The sequence below is a fragment of the Bdellovibrio sp. HCB337 genome (assembly GCF_047302465.1).
Classification (GTDB): Bacteria; Bdellovibrionota; Bdellovibrionia; order Bdellovibrionales; family Bdellovibrionaceae; genus JACMRP01.
In genome coordinates, this window is record NZ_CP178621.1 from 2,606,649 (window position 1) to 2,629,131 (window position 22,483).

At 45.6% G+C, this 22,483-nt stretch carries 22 protein-coding genes and 1 pseudogene; 18 read left to right on the plus strand and 5 right to left on the minus strand.

Going from position 1 to position 22,483, the window contains the following annotated elements:
- Positions 1–24 precede the first annotated feature (24 nt).
- Both ACLWBB_RS12555 and ACLWBB_RS12560 read left to right on the plus strand, forming a co-directional pair.
- Complete coding sequence (locus ACLWBB_RS12555) at positions 25–591, plus strand: cob(I)yrinic acid a,c-diamide adenosyltransferase (RefSeq protein ID WP_413287872.1); 567 nt, start codon at positions 25–27, stop codon at positions 589–591.
- On the plus strand, positions 588–1,727 hold the full coding sequence (locus tag ACLWBB_RS12560) for a hypothetical protein (RefSeq protein WP_413287873.1): 1,140 nt from the start codon (positions 588–590) through the stop codon (positions 1,725–1,727). Before ACLWBB_RS12555 ends, ACLWBB_RS12560 begins: the two co-directional genes overlap by 4 nt.
- Before the next feature lie 501 nt (positions 1,728–2,228).
- Here the strand turns inward: ACLWBB_RS12560 and ACLWBB_RS12565 are convergent.
- On the minus strand, positions 2,229–2,735 hold the full coding sequence (locus ACLWBB_RS12565) for a hypothetical protein (RefSeq protein WP_413287874.1): 507 nt from the start codon (positions 2,733–2,735) through the stop codon (positions 2,229–2,231).
- A 157-nt stretch (positions 2,736–2,892) separates the two neighbouring features.
- On the opposite strand from ACLWBB_RS12565, the gene gspC reads away from it, so the two are divergent.
- The 16 genes and pseudogenes from gspC to ACLWBB_RS12645 all read left to right on the plus strand — a co-directional run bounded on the left by gspC (position 2,893) and on the right by ACLWBB_RS12645 (position 18,198).
- Positions 2,893–3,828, plus strand: coding sequence for a type II secretion system protein GspC (gene gspC, locus ACLWBB_RS12570; protein WP_413287875.1), 936 nt, complete (start codon positions 2,893–2,895; stop codon positions 3,826–3,828).
- A 52-nt stretch (positions 3,829–3,880) separates the two neighbouring features.
- The gene (gspD, locus tag ACLWBB_RS12575; RefSeq protein WP_413287876.1) at positions 3,881–6,145 is read left to right on the plus strand and encodes a type II secretion system secretin GspD; all 2,265 of its coding nucleotides are present in this window, start codon (positions 3,881–3,883) and stop codon (positions 6,143–6,145) included.
- Between the two features lie 21 nt (positions 6,146–6,166).
- Complete coding sequence (gene gspE, locus ACLWBB_RS12580) at positions 6,167–7,861, plus strand: type II secretion system ATPase GspE (protein ID WP_413287877.1); 1,695 nt, start codon at positions 6,167–6,169, stop codon at positions 7,859–7,861.
- Positions 7,862–7,910: 49 nt separating this feature from the next.
- Entirely contained in the window at positions 7,911–9,131 is a 1,221-nt protein-coding gene (gene gspF / locus ACLWBB_RS12585; RefSeq protein ID WP_413287878.1) for a type II secretion system inner membrane protein GspF, read from the plus strand.
- Between the two features lie 93 nt (positions 9,132–9,224).
- The gene (gene gspG / locus ACLWBB_RS12590) at positions 9,225–9,653 is read left to right on the plus strand and encodes a type II secretion system major pseudopilin GspG (RefSeq protein WP_413287879.1); all 429 of its coding nucleotides are present in this window, start codon (positions 9,225–9,227) and stop codon (positions 9,651–9,653) included.
- Positions 9,654–9,668: 15 nt separating this feature from the next.
- Positions 9,669–10,259, plus strand: coding sequence for a Tfp pilus assembly protein FimT/FimU (locus ACLWBB_RS12595; protein WP_413287880.1), 591 nt, complete (start codon positions 9,669–9,671; stop codon positions 10,257–10,259).
- Positions 10,256–10,330 (plus strand): annotated as a pseudogene (locus ACLWBB_RS12600) (type IV pilus modification PilV family protein); the annotation flags it as partial. The gene ACLWBB_RS12595 and the pseudogene ACLWBB_RS12600, both read left to right, overlap by 4 nt.
- A 66-nt stretch (positions 10,331–10,396) precedes the next feature.
- Positions 10,397–10,777 (plus strand): hypothetical protein, encoded by a 381-nt coding sequence (locus ACLWBB_RS12605; RefSeq protein ID WP_413291633.1) that lies wholly within the window; start codon positions 10,397–10,399, stop codon positions 10,775–10,777.
- The gene (locus ACLWBB_RS12610) at positions 10,777–11,589 is read left to right on the plus strand and encodes a type II secretion system protein GspJ (RefSeq protein ID WP_413287881.1); all 813 of its coding nucleotides are present in this window, start codon (positions 10,777–10,779) and stop codon (positions 11,587–11,589) included. The genes ACLWBB_RS12605 and ACLWBB_RS12610 overlap by 1 nt, the downstream gene beginning before the upstream one ends.
- A gap of 13 nt (positions 11,590–11,602) precedes the next feature.
- Positions 11,603–12,778, plus strand: a complete 1,176-nt coding sequence (locus ACLWBB_RS12615) for a general secretion pathway protein GspK (protein WP_413287882.1) — start codon at positions 11,603–11,605, stop codon at positions 12,776–12,778.
- A gap of 18 nt (positions 12,779–12,796) precedes the next feature.
- On the plus strand, positions 12,797–14,467 hold the full coding sequence (gene pilM / locus ACLWBB_RS12620) for a pilus assembly protein PilM (RefSeq protein WP_413287883.1): 1,671 nt from the start codon (positions 12,797–12,799) through the stop codon (positions 14,465–14,467).
- Positions 14,468–14,475: 8 nt separating this feature from the next.
- A complete protein-coding gene (locus tag ACLWBB_RS12625; protein ID WP_413287884.1) occupies positions 14,476–15,168 on the plus strand; it encodes a hypothetical protein in 693 nt (230 codons plus the stop codon).
- A complete protein-coding gene (gspN, locus tag ACLWBB_RS12630) occupies positions 15,168–16,136 on the plus strand; it encodes a type II secretion system protein GspN (protein ID WP_413287885.1) in 969 nt (322 codons plus the stop codon). Before ACLWBB_RS12625 ends, gspN begins: the two co-directional genes overlap by 1 nt.
- A gap of 181 nt (positions 16,137–16,317) precedes the next feature.
- Positions 16,318–16,755 (plus strand): single-stranded DNA-binding protein, encoded by a 438-nt coding sequence (locus ACLWBB_RS12635; RefSeq protein ID WP_413287886.1) that lies wholly within the window; start codon positions 16,318–16,320, stop codon positions 16,753–16,755.
- Positions 16,756–16,843: 88 nt separating this feature from the next.
- Positions 16,844–17,233, plus strand: coding sequence for a hypothetical protein (locus ACLWBB_RS12640; RefSeq protein WP_413287887.1), 390 nt, complete (start codon positions 16,844–16,846; stop codon positions 17,231–17,233).
- A gap of 92 nt (positions 17,234–17,325) precedes the next feature.
- On the plus strand, positions 17,326–18,198 hold the full coding sequence (locus ACLWBB_RS12645) for a hypothetical protein (protein ID WP_413287888.1): 873 nt from the start codon (positions 17,326–17,328) through the stop codon (positions 18,196–18,198).
- 16 nt (positions 18,199–18,214) lie between these two features.
- On the opposite strand, the gene ACLWBB_RS12650 is transcribed toward ACLWBB_RS12645, so the two are convergent.
- The 4 genes from ACLWBB_RS12650 to ACLWBB_RS12665 all read right to left on the minus strand — a co-directional run bounded on the left by ACLWBB_RS12650 (position 18,215) and on the right by ACLWBB_RS12665 (position 22,357).
- Positions 18,215–20,440 (minus strand): RelA/SpoT family protein, encoded by a 2,226-nt coding sequence (locus ACLWBB_RS12650; RefSeq protein ID WP_413287889.1) that lies wholly within the window; start codon positions 20,438–20,440, stop codon positions 18,215–18,217.
- 201 nt (positions 20,441–20,641) lie between these two features.
- The gene (gene rpoZ, locus ACLWBB_RS12655) at positions 20,642–20,881 is read right to left on the minus strand and encodes a DNA-directed RNA polymerase subunit omega (protein ID WP_413287890.1); all 240 of its coding nucleotides are present in this window, start codon (positions 20,879–20,881) and stop codon (positions 20,642–20,644) included.
- Between the two features lie 30 nt (positions 20,882–20,911).
- The gene (gene gmk / locus ACLWBB_RS12660) at positions 20,912–21,469 is read right to left on the minus strand and encodes a guanylate kinase (RefSeq protein ID WP_413287891.1); all 558 of its coding nucleotides are present in this window, start codon (positions 21,467–21,469) and stop codon (positions 20,912–20,914) included.
- Positions 21,470–21,478: 9 nt separating this feature from the next.
- Positions 21,479–22,357, minus strand: coding sequence for a YicC/YloC family endoribonuclease (locus ACLWBB_RS12665; protein ID WP_413287892.1), 879 nt, complete (start codon positions 22,355–22,357; stop codon positions 21,479–21,481).
- Between the last annotated feature and the right edge of the window lie 126 nt (positions 22,358–22,483).

Genomic DNA, 22,483 nt, shown 5'->3' on the forward strand with positions numbered 1-22,483 from the left:
GAGTAAGCTTAAAACGGGAACTGAATGAAAGCAAAAATTTATACCAAAACCGGTGACAAAGGGACCACGCGTTTAGTGGATGGCTCCTGCGTTGAGAAATTCAACCCCCGCGTTGAGGCCTATGGCACTGTCGACGAATTAAATTCCTATTTGGGCGTTGTTCGCGTTGGCCTTCAAAAACTTCAAGAACTGCAGCCTTTAGATCCTTTCTTTGAGAAGATACAAAATCAGCTTTTTAATGTCGGCAGCCTGCTGGCCTGCGCCGATGAAGAAGTTTTCAAAAAGCTTCCCGCTTTAGAAGAAAAACATGTCACGTTCTTGGAACAAAAAATTGACGAACTAACGAGCGAATTGCCCGAGCTTCGCAATTTCATTTTACCAGCAGGCCACGAGACTTCGACCCACCTGCATGTCGCGCGCACTCTTTGCCGCCGCTCCGAACGTCGATCTGCAGAAGTCATGGTTAAAGATGCACGTTACGATATTTGCCTAAAGTATCTAAATCGCTTGAGTGATTTCTTATTTGTTGCTGCACGCTGGGTGAATTTAAAAACCCGCTTTGAAGATGTGCTTTGGAAAAAGTCTGAATGAATTCTCGCATGCGGCTTGAGGTTGCAAAACCCTCGGACAATCAAACCATTCTCGAGTTCTACAAAGGCTTTCCGCTGAAGGGAGTGCTTGAACTCAAAGTGGATCGCCGCGGGGATTTTTTTGGTCCTTATGCCGTTGAATCAGATCGCTTCCGCACTTACCTTCTAAAGGACGATCAGGATCATCTTCAAGGAATGGCTTCTTTTACTATTAAAGACGTCATGATTAATGGCCAAATTAAAACAGTTGCTTATGGCCGCGACCTTCGCATCAGCAACAACCGTCGCGCGATCATCGAATGGGCTGATCATTTTGTTCCGACCTTGCAGGACATCAGCAATACCTACGGGGTCCAACACTTTTTCAGTGCCTTAAACATGACAGAGACCTCGGCATTAAATACTTTTGTTCGCCCCCGTAACTTAAAGCGGGCATTGCCAAGATATTTTAACTACCGTCGCTTTAACTTAGTCAGCGTTCATGGGCGCTTTCCATGGGCTCAGAACCCGCTCCCTCACCTTCAGATTCGGAACGGCTCGTCTGTGAATGCAGATGCTTTAATCTACTATTTGTCCCAAAAAAGCATCCAAAGAAACCTATCAACCTACTGGGATTCTTACAGCTTTTTCAAACAACTTCACCGTTGGCGTGGTTTAAGATTAGAAGACTTCCTCGTAGCCTTTGACCGCCACAATAACATTGTTGGCTGTTGTGCTCCCTGGAAAGCGGATGGAATTCAAGAGCTTGTCCCTCTTGATTATTCCTTGAAGGCTCATAATTTCCGTCAATTTTTAAAGTTCGGAAAGCTTTTTGGGTGGACTCGCAACCTCACAAAACCTGCTTACCGCCTGCAATTGGAAGAAACCCTTCAATTCCAGTATTTAACCCACCTGTTTGCGGATAATGAGGACGTTTTTGAATCCCTTTTGTGGGCAGCTTATGACCGCGCCCGCTCGAACGACTTCTTAATTTACCCACAAACCCGTGAAGAACTCATATATAAAAGACCTTTAAACTGGGTTTGCGCGAAGATCCCGCATGGGCTTTACTGCATGGTTCCTCCGGATCAAAACGCGCCTGATTTTTTGAATCCGTCTAACGACATCGCTGTCAGTTTGGAAGCTTTCTTCATCTAAAAAAGACAGTCGCGTCCGAACTTTTGGTCACAGCCTAGAAATTTTCACAAAGCGAAAATCCCACTTTGCAATTCAACTCACTTCGTTTATAAAGGCACCACCTTGCGTTCTATGACTTTTTACTATTGGGGAGATTTTCATTCAAATGACCACTTCACCTTAAGCCAATCAGAAGATTCGCTTTAAGGATTTCTCAGTATCAATCTCATCTTGTAATTACACCCAGACCCCACAGACAACCATGATCCACGTATTTAAACGCTTGGTATTTGGTTCGAAAAATTTAGGCGGTTTTGTTGGCTGAATTTTCAGCTGACGCCCTTTCCGCAGAGGGGATGTGTAAACCGCCTGGCAGTGAGCCACCTGTCGCTTCTTGTGTCGACAGAATAAATCAGGTGGCTCCCTGCTATTTACTCCGTCAATGCAAATCCAAAAAGGAACCAAAGAACCAATTTGGAGCCTTCTTACCTTCAGATGATTTTAATCGTGAGTTTTTACTGCTTAAGCAGAGAGCTTCGCGCCCTGCATGATCGTTGGCCAAAACCAATCTAGCATTGGGTCTTCCGAGATCACTTCGTGCAAGAAAATTTGCGGCGGAGTTTTGAATTTGAGCTTGCCGATTTCGTATTCAAGATCATCAAAACCAGGTCCGAAAACGTACATATGGAATTCCGGCGCCTGATGAAGTAATTCCTTAATATTTTTACGCCACTCATTGGAATCACTAAACTTTCGTCGCTCTACAATCGTGTCGTACTTTACTTGCGAAAGCTTCCAACGTTTAAACAAAGCTTCCTGAAGAAGCTGAGCCAGCTTCAATTGAAACTCTTTTGGTTGCTGCATAAACAACTCTTGAGAGCCCATGATAGAAACCAAATCCATATTCGGCACGATTTCCTGCGCCTGACGGAGATCCGCCATAACTTCAGGCACCCGCAGTAGCTGCGAGCGAATTTCGATGTCTGCAATGGATTCACCAAGGGTGAAGTAGACCACGTTCATACCCATAAAGGTACCAGATCTAATCCCTATCACCGAGTCCTGACGGGCTTAGGTCTAGGTCCAATTTTCTTCCTGCCCAGGACCAAGCCTCTTTGTTAGTATAGGTACGGGACTTGAAGGATTCAAATCCCTGATATGACAAAGGATTGGCAAAGGATTTATCGTGGCGATAGATAACAAAAAGCAAGCAAAGAAAAAGCGCCCTGCTTTTGAAAAATGGCTCTCCTACTTACTTTTTGTTTTCATCGGCTTTGTCATCGCGGATTTGTTGATTTTGAGTTATCGCGATTTGATGCTGCCAAATCAAACGCCTCCTGCCCGTCCTAAAAAACTTCTCAATGACAATTTAGTTTCTCGTGGTGCCTACAACACCATTATCTCTCGCAATATTTTCTCTGCAGATGGCGTGATTCCTGATCCTTTGATCGCCAAGGGACAAGATCCGAACAACATTAAAGAAGCAGATCCGGTACCATCTCAGTTGCCATTGAATTTGATTGGAACCCTTGTTCACTCTAACGCGGATAAGTCTATTGCTGCGATCGAAATTCGCGGCAAAAACCAAATCCTCTCTTACACACCGAAAAGAAATATCGAGAACCTCGCAACTCTGTTGAAGGTTGAAAGACAAAGAATCGTCTTCCGCAACCTTAACACTAACGTGCTTGAGTTTATCGAGATGAAACCTTTCGGAAATAACAAAGTTGCTTTCGGCGCTTCGGCTCCAGCGGCGCCTGCGTCTCAAGGATCTGGCGAAGTCAAAAACATGGGTGACAACAAGTTCACAATTAAGCGTGCAGATTTGCAAAAATATCTGAATGATCTCTCAAGCATCTTGATGCAAGCCCGTGCCGTTCCTGCTCGTGACAAAGTCACTGGCGAAGTGATCGGCTACCGCATTGTTGATTTCCAGCCAAACAGCATTTTCTCTCAGCTGGGTATTCAACGCATGGACTTGATCAAAAACGTCAATGGCGAGCCTGTGGATACCCCACAAAAAGCCATGGAACTATTTAATATGTTTAAAAACTCCAACAACATCAAAATGAGCGTAGATCGCGGCGGTCGCGTAGAGACCCTCGACTATACGATTCAGTAATTTTTATTGTTTTTGGATTGGTATTTGTTTTCGTGTCCGCAAAGGAAGGTGGATGAAGATGAAGGTAAAAAACAGACAAAAGACAGCGCTAGGAATTGCCTCGCTTTTGACAACACAGATAGCAATGGCGCAAAGCTTTCCGCCACCGCCTCCAATGCCAAGTGCTGCGGACTTCCCGCCACCTCCACCATCTATTTCTGATTCGGGCTCTGGATCTTCAGGCGTACGTGGCGCAGGACCCGGCGGCGCTGACAGTGGAAAACCAGGCGCTTTGAGCAAATCTCAACAAGGTAAGTTTGCAAAAGCAGGCCTTGAAGACATCACGAATGAAAACTTCCCAGAGACTATCGAGTCCTTCGACTTCCCGAACGTGGAAATCACGGACGTTATCAAAGCAATCTCTGAATTGACAGGTAAGAACTTTATCATCGACCCAGGCGTTCGTGGTAAAATCACGATCGTCGCTCCAAGTAAAATCACAGTTGCTGAAGCTTATAAGGCATTCTTGTCTGCTCTTGCTATCAACGGCTTCACCGTAGTTCCAAGCGGCAGTTTCCTAAAGATCAAGTCTGCAAGATATGCTCAACGTGATAATATCGAGACCTATTCTGGCTCTTACTATCCTAACTCCGATCAGATGATCACGCGTATTATCCACTTGAAGCACATTCAAGCGGAGCAAGTGAACAGAGACTTAAGAATCCTCACCTCTAAAGACGGTGAAATGTCCGTTTATACAGCGACTAACTCTTTGATCCTTTCAGACTACGGTTCAAATATTGACCGCGTAATGAAGATCATCGGTCAGTTGGACGTTCCGGGCTTTGAAGACCAAATCGAAGTTATTCCTATTAAATATGCAAAAGCCAAAGATCTTGCGGATCTCGTCGATAAAATCGTAAATAAGGGACAAAAAAGTGCCGGCACTTCTCCTGGATCTTTCTCTGCTGGTGTTCCGCGCTTTACCCGCTCTCAAGGCACGACCGCTCAACAAGGGACTAGCTTCTTTATGGCGATCCCTGAAGACCGTACAAACTCGATCATTGCGATGGGAAATAAATCAGGCATTGTTCGCTTGAAAAAACTGATTGCACAATTGGACTTCCGTGTTCGCGCTGGCGATAACGGCGGTGTTTACGTTTATTACGTTAAGAACGGTGATGCCGAGAAAATTGCACAAACTCTTCAAGGTATCACAAAGGATGCCGCTCCAAAACCTGCTAGCAGCTTATTGGGCCCTCTCGGCGGAAACCCTACGGCTCAGCAAACAACAGAGATCTTCGGTGGCGATGTAAAAATCACAGCTGATAAGAGCACAAATAGCATCGTTATCACAGCTAGCAAGCAAGACTACGAAGCTGTTTTGAATATCCTCAACAAATTGGACATTGCCCGCGATCAGGTGTTCGTTGAAACGATCATCATGGAGATGGCGAATAGTGATGCAAACAACTGGGGCGTTGGTTATTACCAATTCAACGAAGGCGTGGGTAAAGCCGGCTTCGTCAGTAACGGATTCGACTTTGCAAGCTTGCTTAGCCCCATCGGCGGTACTGGCGCAACTCTTGGTTTCGGCCAAGGTAAGAACGTGACAGTGACAGATCCAACAAAACCAGGAACTTCAATCACGATTCCAAGTCTTGTTGGCTTCATTAACTTCATTAAGAGCAATACAAAAGCAAACATCCTTTCAACTCCGCAAGTTTTGGCACTTGATAACCAAACAGCTGAGATCGAAGTGGGTGATAAGGTTCCAGTCAGCATCACGCAGACTACAAATGCTGCGGGACAGATTACAAACTCTGCTCAGTTTGAAGAAGCAACTATTAAGCTAACTATCAAACCATTTATCAGCCCGTCTTCTGATACAATCCGCATGGAAGTCGATCAGAAGATTAAACAATTGACTCAAGTTGCGGCTCTACCAAAGAATCTTTCAGATAACTCGCAACCTCTAGCAACTCGTAACATTAAAACCACTTTGGTTATCAAAAACGAAGACACAGCGGTGCTTGGTGGCTTGATCAGAGATCGTGAGTCTGAGACTATTTCTAAGGTGCCTTTGTTAGGTGATTTGCCAATCATCGGCTGGTTGTTTAAAGGACGTTCAACAACTAAAGAAAAAGTAAATCTGTTGGTATTCCTTACTCCAAAAATTATTCGTAACCCAACAGATCAAAAGACGATTCTTAATAGAAAGCTTGATGAACGTTTACAATTCATCAAAGCTCAAGGCGGAAGAGATCCTTATGGATCAACAATTGATCGCGTAGGCAAAAAGACTTCTCAACCTGTAGACGACAACGCCAGCGAATAGAAATTAGGAGTCAACGAACTCATGGCTTCAATGGATATTACGAACATTCTGCAAAAAAGCACGTCACTGACGGCAGATCAGGTGAAATCAATCCTGAAGAACCCGTCAGTGCTTCGCCCTGTAACCATCGGCGAAGCTCTATCTCACAAGGAATACACCACAGCCGATGAACTTGTCGGCGATCTCTGCAAAGAGATGGGCCTGGATTTTATCAAAGACATTCCTATAAATGATATTTCCGCGGACCTTGTGCGCGATATTCCTATTAACTACGCAAAACTGTACTCGATCCTCCCCTACAAAGAGGAAAACGAGGCCGTCACGGCTCTGACCAGCAATCCGCTGAATCTGAAAGCCATGGATGACTTGCGAGTTCTTTTTGGCAAAAAAGTAAAACCTCTCATCACAACGACTTCAAAGATCCAAGATGCTATCAACCGTGTTTATGAAAAAAGCACGGCAAACCTTTCAGGTTTGGATGATATCGATGCAGAGGACTACGACCTTGAAGACCAAACGGTCGACCTTCTTGATGCTGGCGAAGACGATGCGCCGGTGATTAAACTAGTAAATAGCCTTCTCTTCCGTGCAGTAAAAGAAAAAGCATCCGATATTCACGTGGAACCTTATGAAAAAGACATCGTGGTACGTTTCCGTATCGACGGTATTCTTTTTGATATCTTTAAACCACCTAAAAAGCTGCAAAATGCGATCACCTCTCGTATCAAAGTTATGGCGAATCTAAATATCGCCGAAAAACGCCTTCCTCAAGATGGTCGTATTCCTTTGAAAGTGGGCGGTAAAGACATCGATATCCGTCTTTCTACCGTGCCTACCGCGTTTGGTGAACGTGCGGTTATGCGTCTGCAAGATAGATCCAACGTCGTCCTGGAGCTTAATCAATTGGGCTTCAATGAAGAAACTTTGAAAAAGCTTGATGATGATCTCTTGCTGAGAACCTATGGGATCTTACTTGTGACTGGTCCAACGGGTTCTGGTAAGTCTACGACACTCTACGGCTGCTTGAGTAAACTGAATCAACCAGACGTAAATATCCTGACCGTTGAAGATCCGGTGGAGCAACGTATTCATGGTATTGGCCAGGTACAGGTAAATGCCAAGATCGGATTGACGTTTGCATCGGGCTTGCGCTCTTTCCTTCGTCAAGATCCTGACATCATCATGGTGGGTGAGATTCGTGACTTGGAAACAGCCGAACTTGCCATTACCTCTTCTATGACAGGTCACTTGGTTCTATCCACACTGCATACGAACGATGCTGCGGGTGCCTTCCCACGTTTGTTTGATATTGGTGTTGAACCGTTCCTGATCGCAACTTCGATCTTGGGTGTAATTGCTCAGCGTCTCGTGCGTGTTCTTTGCCCACATTGCAAAGTTCCTTACGAGCCTTCTGACTTTGAATTGGACGCCCTGGGAGTGACTCGCAAACAAGCTACTGCTGGCAATGTCTGCAAAGCTGTGGGTTGCAATCACTGCAATCAAAAAGGATATTTAGGCCGAAGTGTCATTCAAGAGCTTTTGATCGTGAACGATGATATTCGTTCTCTGGTTTTGCAACGTAAAGACGGTAATACGATTAAAAAACAAGCGACAGCCAGTGGAATGAAAACATTCCGCGACCATGGAATCACTAAGGTCCTAGCTGGAATCACTTCCATCGAAGAACTGAACGCGAATACGCAATTGGATATTTAAAGGAAGCCTAGGGTCCACAAGATCCGGGCTAACTGGGAGCTCTTTTTAGATGCCTATTTTTGAGTACAAGGGCCTGGCCCGTGACGGTAGAAATGTCAAAGGAACTATTGATGCGGAAAATCTCCGCGCCGCTCGTACTCGTCTAAAAAAAGAAAACATTTTTGTCGTAGAGATTCGCGATAAGAAAAAAGTATCCGGCAAGAAAAAACGCACGGCTCATAGTGGCGGCAAAGCGACGGTTCAAGAGCTTTCGCTGATGACTCGTCAGCTAGCCGTTCTGGTAAAAGCAAATATTCCTTTGGTGGACTGCTTGACCGCCGTTTCTGAGCAAGTGGAAAACCCTGTTTTGTCTGAAGCAATCGCCGATTGTAAAAACATGGTGAATGAAGGTAGCCCCTTTGCCAAAGCTCTCGCAAAATATCCAAACCTTTTTGACAAGATTTATATCTCAATGGTCGAAGCCGGCGAGATGTCTGGTAGCTTGGATGTGATCCTTGTGCGTCTAGCAGAGTTCACTGAGGCTGCCGCAGAATTGCGCTCGAAAGTCAGCAGCGCAATGACCTACCCGATTATCATGTTAGTTGTAACCTTCGGCTTGCTTTCTTTGATGTTTATCTTCGTTATCCCAAAAATGGTGACGGTGTTTGAGTCTGCACCCAATTTGGAACTACCTTGGTACACAGTTGCTTTGGTCAACATCAGTACTTTCATGGTGAACTATTGGTATTTGATTTTTGGAAGTATTGCGATTGCCTACCTGCTGTTTAACAACTGGAAAAGATCTCCAGGCGGTTCACAACAGTGGGATAGAATCTCTTTGAATCTTCCAGTCATGGGTCCTGTTACAAGAATGGTTGCGGTGTCTCGCTTTACCAGAACTTTGGCAACGTTGTTAACAGGCGGCGTGCCTATGCTGCAAGCATTGGACATCGTTCGCAACGTCGTCGACAACTACGTTCTTGCACTCGCGATTGAGGACGCTCGCAGCAATATTAGCGAGGGGGAATCGATCGCAGGTCCCTTGAAAAAATCGGGACAGTTCCCTCCGATCGTGATTCACATGGTCAGCATTGGCGAAAAAACTGGTGAGCTTGAGAACATGTTGACTCAGGTCTCCGACGCTTATGACTTCCAGGTTAAAAATAAAGTGGATGCCATGACAGGTCTTATGGGCCCTGTGGTGATTGTCATCATGGGTCTAGTTATTGCAGTCATTGTATTCTCTGTCATGATTCCAATGTTTGATATGACAAGCGCCTTTGGCGGCTAGGTCGCCGCAACAATACTGGATTGCCCCTAGGTTTGACATGACAAGGGGCTTTTACTAAGGTAGCCTTTCTACCTGAAGTGGAGGCAAATCCAAATGAATACAGCATCTTCAAAAAAGTCTTTCTTGCACAATCAAAAAGGTATGACCCTTATCGAGATCATGATCGTAATCGCGATCCTCGGTGGTTTGATGGCAATTCTGGCTCCAAAATTTTTGAAATCAAAAGATAAAGCAAATATCGGCCAAGCAAAAATCCAAATGGGACAACTCGCAAATGGTTTGAGCATGTACTACAACGACTGCGGCAAATTCCCTCAATCGTTGGAAGGCTTGTCAAAACAAGATGCAAATTGCTCTAACTGGGGACCAGAACCTTACGCAAAAGACAAAGACATGAAAGATCCATGGGGCACTGAGTTCGTTTACGAATTGAATGGCTCTGAGTACTCTTTGAAGTCTCTAGGAGCTGACGGTCGCGAAGGCGGTTCTTCCTTCAACGCCGATATTCCTTACGAACAGTAAGACCTAAGGAGTTTCATGAACAAAAGGGGCTTCACGCTTATTGAAGTCATGATCGTGATCGCGATTCTCGCAGGTCTGATCGCGGTGGGAGCCCCTCGGCTTATTAAAAAAGAAGCCAACATCAAAAAGACTGCACGCAGTCTTACCGTTCTCGTCAAAGAAGTCCGCAATCAAGCAAAATTATTTAATGTCACTTACCGCATAGTGATCCGTATTGAATCCGGACAGGAATCTTATTGGGTTGAAAAAGCTAGTGGCCCCGCTTTGATTGACAAAGAAAAACTCAAAGAAGAGATGGAAGGAAACGGCAAAAAGGACGACGACAAAGATGCTCCTCCACCGCTTTTCCAAATAGACAAAAGATTATCTAAAAAAGAAAAGGTTCTGCCGTCTAATCTGCATTTTGCGCAGGTAGAAACCATCAACATGTCTCAGCCCGTCACGAATGGGATTGCCTATATTCATTTCTTTCCAGAAGGCCTTATGGAGGCTTCTGCGATTCAACTCACCGATAAGAAAATCACCTGGACGCTTGTCTTTAATCCCCTAACAGGTCAAGCTGATATTGTAGAGAAAGCTGTCAACTTAAAGGATTTAAGTCGGTGATTGAAAACAAAAAAGGATTCACTTTACTTGAGACACTACTTGCCGTGGTGATTCTCTCGACGGGAATTTTGCTACTAACAAGTTCCTGGAGTGGTAGCTTTGTCCGAATCCGAAAAACCCAACTCAATCAAGATATCGTGGCATTGCTTGAACGTAAGATGGCCGAGATCGACCTTGAGTACCGCGGTAAACCTATCGACAGTATCGATGAAGAAAAAGAAGACGACTTCGGTTCTGAATATCCACAATACCGCTGGAAGATGACTTCAAAAAAGTTCGAAGTCCCGAACCTTTCTTCTATCATGATGAGTAAAGAAGGCGGCGCCAACGAAATGCTGATGACCGTGATCCAGCAGCTTTCAGATCATCTTGGAAAAACAATTAAAGAAGTTAAAGTCACCGTGATCTACACAGGTAGCAAAAAGCCTTTGGAATATTCTATCGTGACGTACTTTGTGGACTACAACAAACCTCTTTCTATTGGTGGAGCTTCTGCTCCCGGAGGGGCAGGTCCGTAATGCAACGCCCTTCTTCGCAGCAAGGTTTTACTCTGATTGAGGTGATGATTACGGTTGCGATCCTAGGAACGCTGACGCTTCTTGCGACGCAAAGTATTCAACAAGCCATTCGTGCAAAAGCAAAAATCCAAGAACAAATTGATGATGTCTCGCGCATGCGTGACGCCTTTCGCTTGATTGATGCTGATATCAATCAAGCATTCCACTATCGCGATGTTGAGACTGAAATCACCCAGCTTATGAATAAGACAACTCAGGCTCCGGGAATGCCGCCTCCTCCACCAACACCGACTCCGCCGCCGGATCCAAGCATGGCTCGTAGATCCAATCCTGTGACTCACCTAGTGGGCACAGAGAACACCGTGGACTTTGTGACTATGAATAATGCCCGCATGATTCGCAATTTGAAGCAGGCTGATTTCATGGAAGTTGGCTACTCTTTGAAATCTTGCAAAAGTTTGACGGGCGAACAAGGCAGTTCACAATGCCTGTGGCGCCGTACAACCAGCTGGGTGGATGAAGACGTGACTAAAGGTGGCGACGAGGTCGTTCTTTTAGAAAACATTTCTGAATTCAAACTACGTTATATCGGTAAAGGTAAAGACGACTGGAACAACGGCTGGAGAACCGACGATGGTGGCGATACCGCTACTAAAGGCAAATTCCCGACGGCTGTTGAGATCTCGATGACGATAGAGCGCGGGACCGGAAATAAAAAGAAAAAGTATTCGATGCAAATTGTTTCTCAGATAAGATTCCCGAATAACGAAGAGGCAAAAAATGCGAACGCCAGTGGGGCTGCGACTCCTTAATAATCAAAGAGGTATGGCACTGATTATGGCCGTAACCTGCGTTTTGGTGATCTCTTGGATCGCTATGGAAGTCTCTTACGATTCTTTGATCGAGTACAACGTCAATGTGAACTCGCTGAATCGATTGAAAGCCTATTATGCCGCTCGTGCTGGCGTAGATCTTAGTTTGCTTAGAATCAAAACCTATCAACAGGCTCAATCGCAATTCGGAAAACAGCTGGGTGGCAACTCTGAGATGCTTGATCAAATCTGGAAATTTCCATTTGCATGGCCTGTCCCCGTTCCAGATGGCTTGAATGCCGTAGATAAAGATCAAATCGCATCGAGCCTTAAAGAATCCATCATGGATGCCTCCTACGTTGTGACTATCGAAGACGAAGGTTCGAAAATTGACTTGGGCGACTTGGTGTCACCGTCTAAAGTTTTGCAAGAAAGCACCCGTCGTCGCATCCTTGAAATTTTCCAAAGTAAAATCAAAGACGATCAGGAATTCCAACGTAAATACGGCAACTATCGCTTTGAAGAGCTCGTGAATGCAATCACGGACTGGCAATCTAAAATTCGCAGCAGCGCAAATGGTGGCGATAAGCGCGCGTTCTACAGTGACTATCCTGACAACTTCCCGCCAAACCGTGCTTTCCGTACTATTCAAGAAGTACGCATGGTTCCTGGCATGAACGAAGACTTCTATGAACTTCTTGAGCCTGCCATCACCATTTACGGGATGAAGGCTATCAACCCTAACGAAGCCAGCAAAGAAGTTTTGAAGTCGTTGGATCCAGAAATCACCGACGAAATCGCGGATGAGATCATCAAACGCCGTGGTGATCCAAACTTGGGTGGTCCGTTTAAAAACAAAGAAGACTTTTGGGGTTTTATCACCGGTCGTGGCGCGCGCCTTGGCGAAAAAACCGAAGAGACCCCGTTGGTTTTCGACAAAGTTACCAATTTCCGCATTAAGAGCACCGGCGAGTACGCGGGCGTTTCTCGCGAAATCGTCGCTGTCGTGATGGATCTGCAAAGTGTTGCCAATACCGTCAAAGGTTATGTCGACAAAGAGAAGCAGCAACAACAGCAGCCAGGTGCAACTCCGACGCCGACACCAAATAACCCACAAAACCCAGCCCAAAGTCAGAGTGCTCCACTTCCCAAAGGTCCGCCTAGGATTGTATACTGGGGCGAGCGTTAACGCGAAAAAGGGCCACAAATGAGATCAATCGGTATCGACATTGGAAGTAGTAGCATCAAAGTTGTTGAGGTGCTTACTACAAGCAAGGGTTTTCAAGTCACTCAATGTTTTGAGCGACCGCTTGGTTTGAATGCCGCTCACGATCAAGAAATCGAGATCATCGAGTTCTTACGAGAGGTTTCGGCAAAATACGATCCTGCGCAAACCCGCTACTGTTTGGCACTTCGCCAGGATCAAGTCAGTATCCGCAATAAAATTTTTCCGTTTAATGATCGCATGAAAATCTCTAAGAGCTTGGCTTTCGAGCTCGAGGAAGACATCCCTTTTTCTGGCGACAACTCGATTTTTGATGCGAAGGTCGTACGCACACTCGGCAATGCTGCCGAGGTTTTGGCCTGCGCAGCTCCGAAACACCATGTTCGCACTCTTCTGCAAAGATGTTCTGACGCTGGCATTGATCCTGCGTTGATCTCGACAGAGGGAACCGCTTTCGCAAATATCTATGAAAAGTGGAACGAACCGCCACCAGCTCACCCGCCTTTGGATTCGTCTTTACTTGAAGGCGAAGCTCGCACAGAGCGCAATGTGCATTTGACTCTGAACATGGGTCACACTCGCACTTTGGTTTGCGCCTTTGAAGGAAACTCTTTGATTGGCGTCAGAACCATTCTATGGGGCGCAAAGAACATTGCTGACAGCGTTGCTAAAAAGTATGAAATTCCGCATTTGGAAGCTCTTAAGGAAATTCAAACTAAAGCTTTCATTCTGACAAACAAACAAGGCGCTACCTTCGATCAAATTACTTTCTCTGAAACTATTGCGAAGTCGGTGCGTGAACTTGTTCGTGATTTGCAACTTTCTATTCTTGAGTTCAGAAGCGAATTCAACGCTATCATCACCCAAGTAGGCCTAACTGGCGGCTCTTCCAGCATCAAAAACTTGGGACCTTTCCTGACTCAACAACTCGAAGTACCGGTGAACAAAGTTTATCCTCTGGATATGATTCCAAATGTTCTTTTCGAGAAGAACGCCAAAACCGACACCACGTTTGGTTTGGCATTGGGAATCGCGATTGAAGGTTTGAAAAAACCTCGTAATCCAGCTGTGAATTTCCTAAAAGGTGACTTCGCAAAACAAAATAACTTTGTTCGCAATCTTTGGGATAAATGGGGCCCGACCATGAAGACCGCAGCCGCGGCTTTGGTGGTTTTCTTCATTTACTCGATGATGCGTGAAACTTTCTCGATGGAACTTGCAGACCGTGCCGAAGATGCCTTGAAAACCCAAGCCAAGAACGTGGCAAAACTCTCGGGCAACAAGGCTACTGAGGCCAATATCAAAAAATACATTCGCGAAAATAAAAAGCGCGCTGCAGATTTAAAAACTCTTGGTAATGTCGCGACGATGAATTCCACGATGGAAATTCTGAAGAAAATCAACGACGCGACTCCAGCAAAGAACATGGTCACTTTGGATGTGAAAGCTCTTCACGTTCAAGACAACCAAGTAACGATCGATGGCTACGTCAATAATCAAAACGAAGTGTCCGTCTTGCAACAGGCTTTGGGTAATTTATCCCTCGACGGCAAAGTAAGTTCTCGTGGTAGCCAGTTAAAACCTGTCAGTGGTAAAGCAGCTTTTTCATTTAACTTTAAAGTCGATCGCGGCATCACTAAAACCGTTCAATAGGATCCAAGATGAATTTAGATGATTTAAAAGACAATTTAAAATCTCAACTTGGACAAAGCTGGTCTCGTATCGAAGACAGTTCTTTCTACAATCAGATGAAAGATCGCTTCGAGAATCTGACGCCGACCAATCAGAAGCTAGCTATGATGGGCGCCGGTGCGCTTCTGGCTCTTTTTGTGATCTCGATCCCCTACTCTTACTATTCAACTTCGACAGAATATGTAACGACTTACGAAGAAAAACGCAGCCTTATTCGTGAACTTCTAAAAGTGACTCGCGAATCCTCAGAAGTTCCAGATTTACCACCTGCACCGTCTGCAGATATTCTTCGCGGCAATATCGAAAATCAACTGCGTATGGCAAATTTATTGCCAGAGCAGATGAAGGGTATCGAAGTCATCACGGCCGAGACAAGCTTGATTCCAAAAAGCCTTTTGGAGTCCGGCCTGAAAGTGTCTTTGGCGAAACTGAATCTGCGCCAGATCATTGATATCGGCTACAACATTCAAAGTGTCAGCACCAGTGTTAAAATGAGCAGCATGAGTGTCACAGCCAACGCTGAAGATCCTAAGTACTTTGACGTGGATTTTAAGCTGGTCTCTTTGGCGGTGCCTCAGGCCCAAGTTGAAATGCCAGAAGCCAATGATGACGAAGGCGGCGGTGGCAAAGGTCGTAAGCCCTTTAAAAGAGGAAACCGTTAATGTTTGCACTCATCCAGAAAGCCGTGCGCGCCCTTTTAAATTCGAAGCTTAAAATCTTCATTACAATTGTTTCAGCAGCGGTGTTCTTACTGCTTCTCTTCCCGATGAATGATTTGGGAGATTTAGTTTCTTCTCAGGTCGCACGCTTGACTGGCAATAAAGTCTTTTTGCAATTCGAAGAACTCAAGATGTCTGTATTCCCGGCTCCTGGTGTGAAAGTAGAGCAAGTCTTTGTCGAAGCTCAAGGAGTTGCCGGCGTCTCTGCTCAAGAAATCAAATTCACTCCATCTGTGGGTGGTTTGATCGCACAAAAGCCTTATGGCTCGGTCAACGCGAAAGGCCTTTTCAAAGGCGACGTTTACGTCAGTGTGAGCTCTGGCTCACGCACCGAGAACGGTGTTGAGCGCCAAAAAATTGAAGTCAAAGCACAAAAGCTAAGCCTTCAGGATTTGCGCGAGGTCGCCCGCCTTCCCGTCATGATGAAAGGCAAATTAGACTTGGAAAGCTCTGCGTTGGTGGATCTCACCTTCACAGAACAACCAGACATGGATGTGAACCTCAGTATCAGCCAGTTTGAGCTTCCGCCTTCAAATGTAACGACTCCGATGGGTCCATTAACGATGCCAGATTTGAAGTTGTCGGCGGTCGAAATCAAAGGCCGCTTAGCAGGTGGCAAACTCATCATCGAGAACGGCCAAATTGGTAAAGACGGCGATGAGCTTCGCGGTTCTATCACGGGCAATATGGATCTTTCTTTGATGAACGCCGGTGGCACGATAAACCCTGTTTTAGGCGGCTATACTTTCAATGTGAACTTGCGCACGAAACGCAACTTTCAAGACCGCGCAGCCCTCTTCTTGTCCTTTATTGATGCTTATAAAACAGCGACCCCAGATGGCGCTGAATACAAATTCAAAGTTTCTGCTGCCAGCACGATGGTTCCGCCTAGCATAGGCGCCGCGCGTTAATTCAGTGGCCGGAATCATCCGGCCGAATCTCAAATGTCACTTCGCTCCGCCTCCAAAACTATTGACCCAGGCCCTGGTCCTTGGTTTGCTGAAGATGCAGGCAAATCCAGAAGCTTTTCGAAGTCTTTATTGACAAGCTTCTCAATAATTACAAAAACCTTATAGTCTCATTGGAGGGATTATGTCTGGTGTAAATAAAGTTATTATCGTAGGCCGTTTGGGCGCTGACCCTGAAGTTAAAGCCGTTGGCCAAGGCAGTACTGTGACTCGTTTAAACATCGCTACCAGCGAAAACTGGATGGGCAAAGATGGTCAAAAACAAGAACGCACTGAATGGCACCGTGTAGTTGTATGGGGCAAACTTGCTGAGATCTGCGGAAAGCATTTAAGCAAAGGTCGCCAAGTGTACGTAGAAGGTCGTTTGCAAACTCGCTCTTGGGAAGACCAACAAGGTCAAAAGAAATACACAACTGAAATCGTAGCAAACACTGTGCAATTCCTTGGCTCTGCTGGTGGTGAAAGATCTACTGAAAACAGAAGCTCTGGTGGCGATGATTTCGGCTATCAAGATTTCGGACCGGAACCAAGCTTCAATTCTTCTGACGACATTCCGTTCTAGGACTTTCGAACATTTTTATTCATGAAAGACCCGTTTGACGAAAACGGGTCTTTTCTTTTTTTAGAGCTTAGGCGTAGAATTTTATTCTATGTTTAAGACTTCCGCTTTGCTCTTCAGTCTTATGCTTCTCACTTCCTGCTCATTTTATAAATCAGCAGGGCGTAAGCAATTTGAGTCCAAAGCGCCTGCCTCTATCCAAGCTTTCTCATTACAAAGCTGCCGCGAACTCAGCGCTGCTGAAACTTGGTTGAAAGAGGAATTCCCAAGCAGCACTCACGAACTCGTCGAAATGAACCAAGACTACGAGGTCTGGGGCAAGGGTCTTGACGACGGTCAGGTAGAGGTCACAGTCTTCTCGAAGACTGATAACAACAAAACCGAGTCCTGCATCTATAGATTTGAATCCAAACATGTTTGGCAAAGCTACAAACAGAGCTTTTTAGACGAACTTTCACGGAGCCTGGTGGATATCGACTAGAAGGCCCCGACTGAGGTCGGCCTTCGGATTGCCACATCTTTATTTCTGCTAGAAACTATAGAAGATCCTTATTTTAACCAGGAGTTTCTGGCGTGAAGAAGTACACGGTTTTATTCGCTCTTTCTATATTTTTTGTTTCGAACTTCGCATTGTCCGCAACTGTGTCTGCAGTCAAAAATAATAAAATCATGGTCTCGCTCGAAGGTGAAAGCGCTTCTCCTGGATCAGAGTTTTTTGTTCTGAATCCTCAAGGTAAAAAAGTTGCCATCGTGAAAATCACCCAAGTCAAAGGCGATCGCGCTCTTGCTGAAATCGTTAAAGGAAGCGCGAAGCAGGGCTACACCTTACAATCTCGCGGCGGCGGAAGTGGTTCGATGGCAACCACTGGCGGATCTGATAGCTACTATGACAAAAAACTCAGCGATCGCAGCCACAGTGGAAATTCCTACGGCGTCGTCGGCGGTTATTTGATGAACAATATGAACATCAATGCAACTGGCTTGAAAACAAATATGTCGGGCTCTGGCTTTGGTGCTTTGGGATATTATGACTATGCTCTTTCTCCGACTCTCGTGGCACGTGCGATGGTGGGTGTTGAGCAATACGTGGTGAAAGGCAGTAATACCTCTACTTCTCCCGTATCCTGTCTTGCGGACTGTAATGTGAATTTAAATTACCTATCGATGTATGGCATTGGTCGCTGGAACTTCATGCAAGGTCAGTACAAATCTTGGATCGGTGGCGGTCTTGGTTACCTCTACCCGATTTCGAAATCCAGCACGGCTTTCTCTAATGCTTCAAGCTTGCAAGCTAATCAGATCTTTATATTCTCTGCTGGTATGGATATCAGACTTTCTGGTCAAACTTATGTGCCAGTTTCTATCGAGTACGGCTTGTTCCCAACTTCTTCAACAGTCAGCGCAAACATCATCTTCCTTCGCGCCGGCTACGCCTGGAATCTTTAAAAACTTCGCGTCTTTCTTAGTGGAAGACGCGGGTTACACCTAGAATACCTTTGATTTTTTGGAGCTCATAGATAGCGTTGTTCAACTGAGTCGCGTCTTTCACGCTGACTTCAAAGTTACAAACCGCTTTTTTGTCTTTTGTTGTACGAATCTGTGCAGATTCAATATTGATTCCTTGAACAGAAAACACCTCAGACATGGATTTAAGCAGGCCTGGTACGTCGTGACTGATCACGCGAACACGCACCATACGCTCTTGGCCTTCAACGGCCTGAGCACTCGTCCACGCTACATCGACTTTGCGTAATTGATCCAACTCAAAAGCCTTCGGGCAATCCGCACGATGAACAGTCACCCCACGACCACGAGAGATAAATCCGCTGATAGGATCCCCTGGAATCGGATGGCAGCACTTCGCAAAATGCACGAGCACGTCGTCCATCCCATCGACACTCACAAGCGAGTTACTACGACGGGTTTTCTGAGCAGCGGCCTTGACCACTCTTTCCATGAAGGTGTTTTCTTCGGTCTTCGCCGCTTCTTTGGCGATATTTTCCGGAGTCAGACGTGTCACCAAATGTTTGGGTTCTAAACGTCCGTAACCGACCTTCACATAAAGCTCTTCGACATCCTTAAGACCGTTCTCTTTAAGGAATACCTCGTATTCGGGACCCTTCAGATACTTCACGGCCGCCATACCAAACTTGCGGAATTCTTTTTCCACCAAGTCTTTTCCCAATGCCAGAGAGCGACGGCGCTGTTCTTCCTTTACGTACTGACGGATTTTTTGTTTTGCTTTATTTGTAACTGCAAACTTGAGCCAATCTTTCGAAGGCACCTGTGTTTTGGAAGTCACGATCTCGATCGTGTCCCCGTTTTGCAGCTGATAGCGCAGAGGCACCATCTTACCATTTACACGCGCGCCCACACACTTGTTACCAAGCTCTGTATGAACCGCATAGGCAAAATCCAGTGGCGTCGCCCCTTCTGGGAATTCGCGCACGTCCCCTTTCGGTGTGAAAACGTAAATTTCACTCTCGAAAAGATCGGTTTTCACGCTATCCAAAAACTCATCGGCGCTCTTCACCTGTTGGTGAGAGTTCACAAGATCACGAAGCCAGTTCGCCTTTTGAAATTCACTATCGTCGTCGACTTGACCGCGCTCTTTGTATTTCCAATGGGCCGCGATCCCGCGCTCTGCGACCAAGTGCATTTCACGAGTACGAATTTGAATTTCGATACGTTCCCCACCAGGCCCTACCACGGTGGTATGCAGAGATTGGTAGTTATTCGCCTTTGGCATCGCGATGAAATCTTTAAAACGACCTGGAATCGGCTTCCACAGCGAGTGGACCAAACCCAATACGCCGTAACACTCAGCCACGCTTTCTACGATCACACGGAACGCAAGAACGTCGTAAAGCTGCTCGTAGTCGATATTCCGGCTTTGCATTTTCTTGTAGATAGACCACAAGTGCTTCGAACGCCCAAAGACTTCGTACTTAAAATTCGCCCGTGTAAGATCCTGAGAAATCATATCTTTCACGTCAGCGATATAGCGGGTGGTCTCGGATTCGGTCTTACGAACTTTTTGAATAAGTTCGTAGTACATATCCGGGCGATAATAACGGAAGCACAAGTCTTCAAGCTCGATCTTTAAAGAGCTGATACCCATGCGACCTGCAAGAGGACAATAAATTTCAAGTGTTTCTAGAGCAATACGTTCTTGCTTCTCGAAAGGCATGAAGTTCATCGTGCGCATATTGTGCAAACGATCACAGAGCTTTACCAAAAGCACGCGAACATCACGCCCCATTGCCACGATCATCTTGCGAATGTTTTCGCCCTGCTTTTCATAGCTATTCTTGAACTTCATTTGACCGATCTTGGTCACCCCGTCCACAAGCTGCGCGATAGCGTCACCGAACTCGCGGCGAATATCTTCGAGAGTGGCATGAGTGTCTTCGACGGTGTCATGCAAAAGCCCGGTCGCAATAGAATCTAAATCCAAATGCAAATCAGCCAGAATCCCGGCCACTGAAAGTGGATGAGAAATATAGGGTTCTCCTGAACGTCGGATCTGTCCCTCGTGGGCCTTCTCTGAAAAGTAGTAAGCTTTCTCGATAACTTTGAGATCGGCCTGTGGGAAATAGGATCTGATTTTGTTCAGCAGCTCCTCTAAAGTTTTTGTGGGTCTCTGGGAGAGACCACCCTCGACATAACTTGTCGTTGTCTCTGGCATATCTCAAAAGCATAGCGCACTTACAGAAGAGCACCAAGGAAGAAACGTCGCAAGAGCCTGCCCGTTTGACGAAATTTATTCGTATTTTCGGACATTTAGGACTTTAGACCTAAAGAGGTTTGTTTGTAGGACTCAAGACAATAAAAAACCCGATGAGTGAAAGCTCATCGGGTTTTTGAATTTTACTTTAAGTTAAGAGTCTTACTTGTTCAGATCTCTTTCGATTTCATTGTGCAGAGTCGCCGGATCCATGTGGTTGTCATAACCTACGTTACCAGCTGCAACTTCACGAAGCGCGCTGACGATGTATTTATTGTTACGAGCTGCAACTGTGCACTCAGAGCCCTTAAGCAATTGCTTTGCGCGTTTTGAAACCATCAAAACCAAAGCGAAACGATTTGGAACTTTGTTCAAGCAATCTTCTACGGTAACGCGAGCCATTTTTTGCCTCCGAAAGGGGACAAGGTATCTCTAAGACACCAATTCTTCAATGATTTTTTTAAATTCCGCGTAAGAGTGTTCAAAATTATCATTTACGATCTGATAATCGAACTTGGAAGCCTGCTGAGTCTCTTTCAAAGCATTGGCCATACGAACCTCAATGTCCGCCGGGAGGCCGCCATCACGCTTCTCAATCCTACGACGCAGCTCATCAATACTTGGTGGAAGGATAAAGATCGAAACTGCATCCGGGTACTTGGCCTTAAAAGTCGCCGCCCCCTGAACGTCCACGTCCATAATGATGCATTTCCCCTGCAGCCACGCGTTCTCCAGCTGATAATAAGGGGTTCCGTACAGGTTGGTGTGCACTTGAGCCCACTCGACAAAGAAGTTCTCTTTGATTTTCACTTCAAACTCTTCGCGAGTGACAAAATGATAGGGATGCCCCTGGCTTTCGCCCTTGCGCATAGATCTTGTGGTATAGGTCACCGTGTCCTCGAGGCGTTTTTCCTCGCGACAAGCTCGTTCCACAAAACTGCTTTTGCCCGCCCCGCTTGGAGCTGCGACAATGATCATTCTCGTCTTCATTCAGTCACATTACTCTACGTTCTGTACCTGTTCTCTAAGTCTTTCGATAAGTGTTTTAGCTTCTACCACAGCCTGAGTGATCTTGGCTACTTGAGACTTTGAACCGATCGTGTTTACTTCTCGAAGCAATTCTTGAGTATAAAAATCGAGCTTTTTGCCTTCCGCCTGAGCACTTTTCAACAGATCTTTATAGTTTTTCAGATGCTCTTTCAGACGCACCAGCTCTTCATTAATATCGGCTTTTTCAAGCTGAATCACAATTTCTTGAGTCAAACGCTGCGGATCGAGCTCTTGGCCTTTTAAACGGGCCCCGATTTTCTGTTCAAAACGCTCTTGCAAATGGCGGTTAGCGTCTTCACGCAAACTGCTGACCACGGCGACTTGCACTTCCAAGTCATGAGCCAAACGCTCGAGTTCTTTTTGCAAAAACTTACCCTCACGCTCACGCTCTTTCACGCAATCCGCACAAGCTTTGGCAAAAACCGCTTTCAAAAGTTTTTCTTCCTGAGTGGAAACTTCGTGCTTTTCTTCGACCTGAATTACATCCGGCATTTTTGCTAAAACTTCCAAGTGAACATTGGCAGAAAGCTTGGTGGCTTTTGAAATTTTCTGAAAAGCTTGAAGATATTTTTTCGCCAAAGCCTCATTCACACGCACTTCCGCCGCTTCATGAACTGCTTTGTTGCGACGATTTACAAAAACATCGACAGTCCCACGAAGAATTTTTTCGCTGAGAATTTTCTTAAGATCTGCCTCGAAAGGAACAAACTCCCGAGGCAAATGAAAGCGCGTATCTAAAAAACGCCCGTTCACAGCACGAATGCTAACTTCAATGGTGAGATCTTTTTGTTGGGTCTTCGAGGTGCCGTATCCAGTCATGCTTTTCATAATTCTCTCCAGTATGAAAATCGCTTTTAGTGACGTCAAGTGAACTCATTCACATTCGTAAACATCCTCGAACATGAATCTCATTCTGGTCCATAGTCATAGAGAGCTGTCTCTTTGTGAAACAAT

Excerpts from the sequence above, each read along its gene's own strand:
- ACLWBB_RS12635 (WP_413287886.1), top strand. The coding sequence starts at position 16,318 with ATGTCTGGTGTAAATAAAGTTATTATCGTAGGCCGTTTGGGCGCTGAC.
- gspF (WP_413287878.1), top strand. The coding sequence starts at position 7,911 with ATGCCTATTTTTGAGTACAAGGGCCTGGCCCGTGACGGTAGAAATGTC.
- ACLWBB_RS12640 (WP_413287887.1), top strand. The coding sequence starts at position 16,844 with ATGTTTAAGACTTCCGCTTTGCTCTTCAGTCTTATGCTTCTCACTTCC.
- gspD (WP_413287876.1), top strand. The coding sequence starts at position 3,881 with ATGAAGATGAAGGTAAAAAACAGACAAAAGACAGCGCTAGGAATTGCC.
- gspG (WP_413287879.1), top strand. The coding sequence starts at position 9,225 with ATGAATACAGCATCTTCAAAAAAGTCTTTCTTGCACAATCAAAAAGGT.
- gmk (WP_413287891.1), bottom strand. The coding sequence starts at position 21,469 with ATGAAGACGAGAATGATCATTGTCGCAGCTCCAAGCGGGGCGGGCAAA.
- ACLWBB_RS12615 (WP_413287882.1), top strand. The coding sequence starts at position 11,603 with ATGGCACTGATTATGGCCGTAACCTGCGTTTTGGTGATCTCTTGGATC.
- ACLWBB_RS12625 (WP_413287884.1), top strand. The coding sequence starts at position 14,476 with ATGAATTTAGATGATTTAAAAGACAATTTAAAATCTCAACTTGGACAA.
- gspN (WP_413287885.1), top strand. The coding sequence starts at position 15,168 with ATGTTTGCACTCATCCAGAAAGCCGTGCGCGCCCTTTTAAATTCGAAG.
- ACLWBB_RS12650 (WP_413287889.1), bottom strand. The coding sequence starts at position 20,440 with ATGCCAGAGACAACGACAAGTTATGTCGAGGGTGGTCTCTCCCAGAGA.
- ACLWBB_RS12665 (WP_413287892.1), bottom strand. The coding sequence starts at position 22,357 with ATGAAAAGCATGACTGGATACGGCACCTCGAAGACCCAACAAAAAGAT.
- ACLWBB_RS12565 (WP_413287874.1), bottom strand. The coding sequence starts at position 2,735 with ATGGGTATGAACGTGGTCTACTTCACCCTTGGTGAATCCATTGCAGAC.
- ACLWBB_RS12595 (WP_413287880.1), top strand. The coding sequence starts at position 9,669 with ATGAACAAAAGGGGCTTCACGCTTATTGAAGTCATGATCGTGATCGCG.
- ACLWBB_RS12555 (WP_413287872.1), top strand. The coding sequence starts at position 25 with ATGAAAGCAAAAATTTATACCAAAACCGGTGACAAAGGGACCACGCGT.
- rpoZ (WP_413287890.1), bottom strand. The coding sequence starts at position 20,881 with ATGGCTCGCGTTACCGTAGAAGATTGCTTGAACAAAGTTCCAAATCGT.
- ACLWBB_RS12560 (WP_413287873.1), top strand. The coding sequence starts at position 588 with ATGAATTCTCGCATGCGGCTTGAGGTTGCAAAACCCTCGGACAATCAA.
- ACLWBB_RS12610 (WP_413287881.1), top strand. The coding sequence starts at position 10,777 with ATGCAACGCCCTTCTTCGCAGCAAGGTTTTACTCTGATTGAGGTGATG.
- gspE (WP_413287877.1), top strand. The coding sequence starts at position 6,167 with ATGGCTTCAATGGATATTACGAACATTCTGCAAAAAAGCACGTCACTG.
- pilM (WP_413287883.1), top strand. The coding sequence starts at position 12,797 with ATGAGATCAATCGGTATCGACATTGGAAGTAGTAGCATCAAAGTTGTT.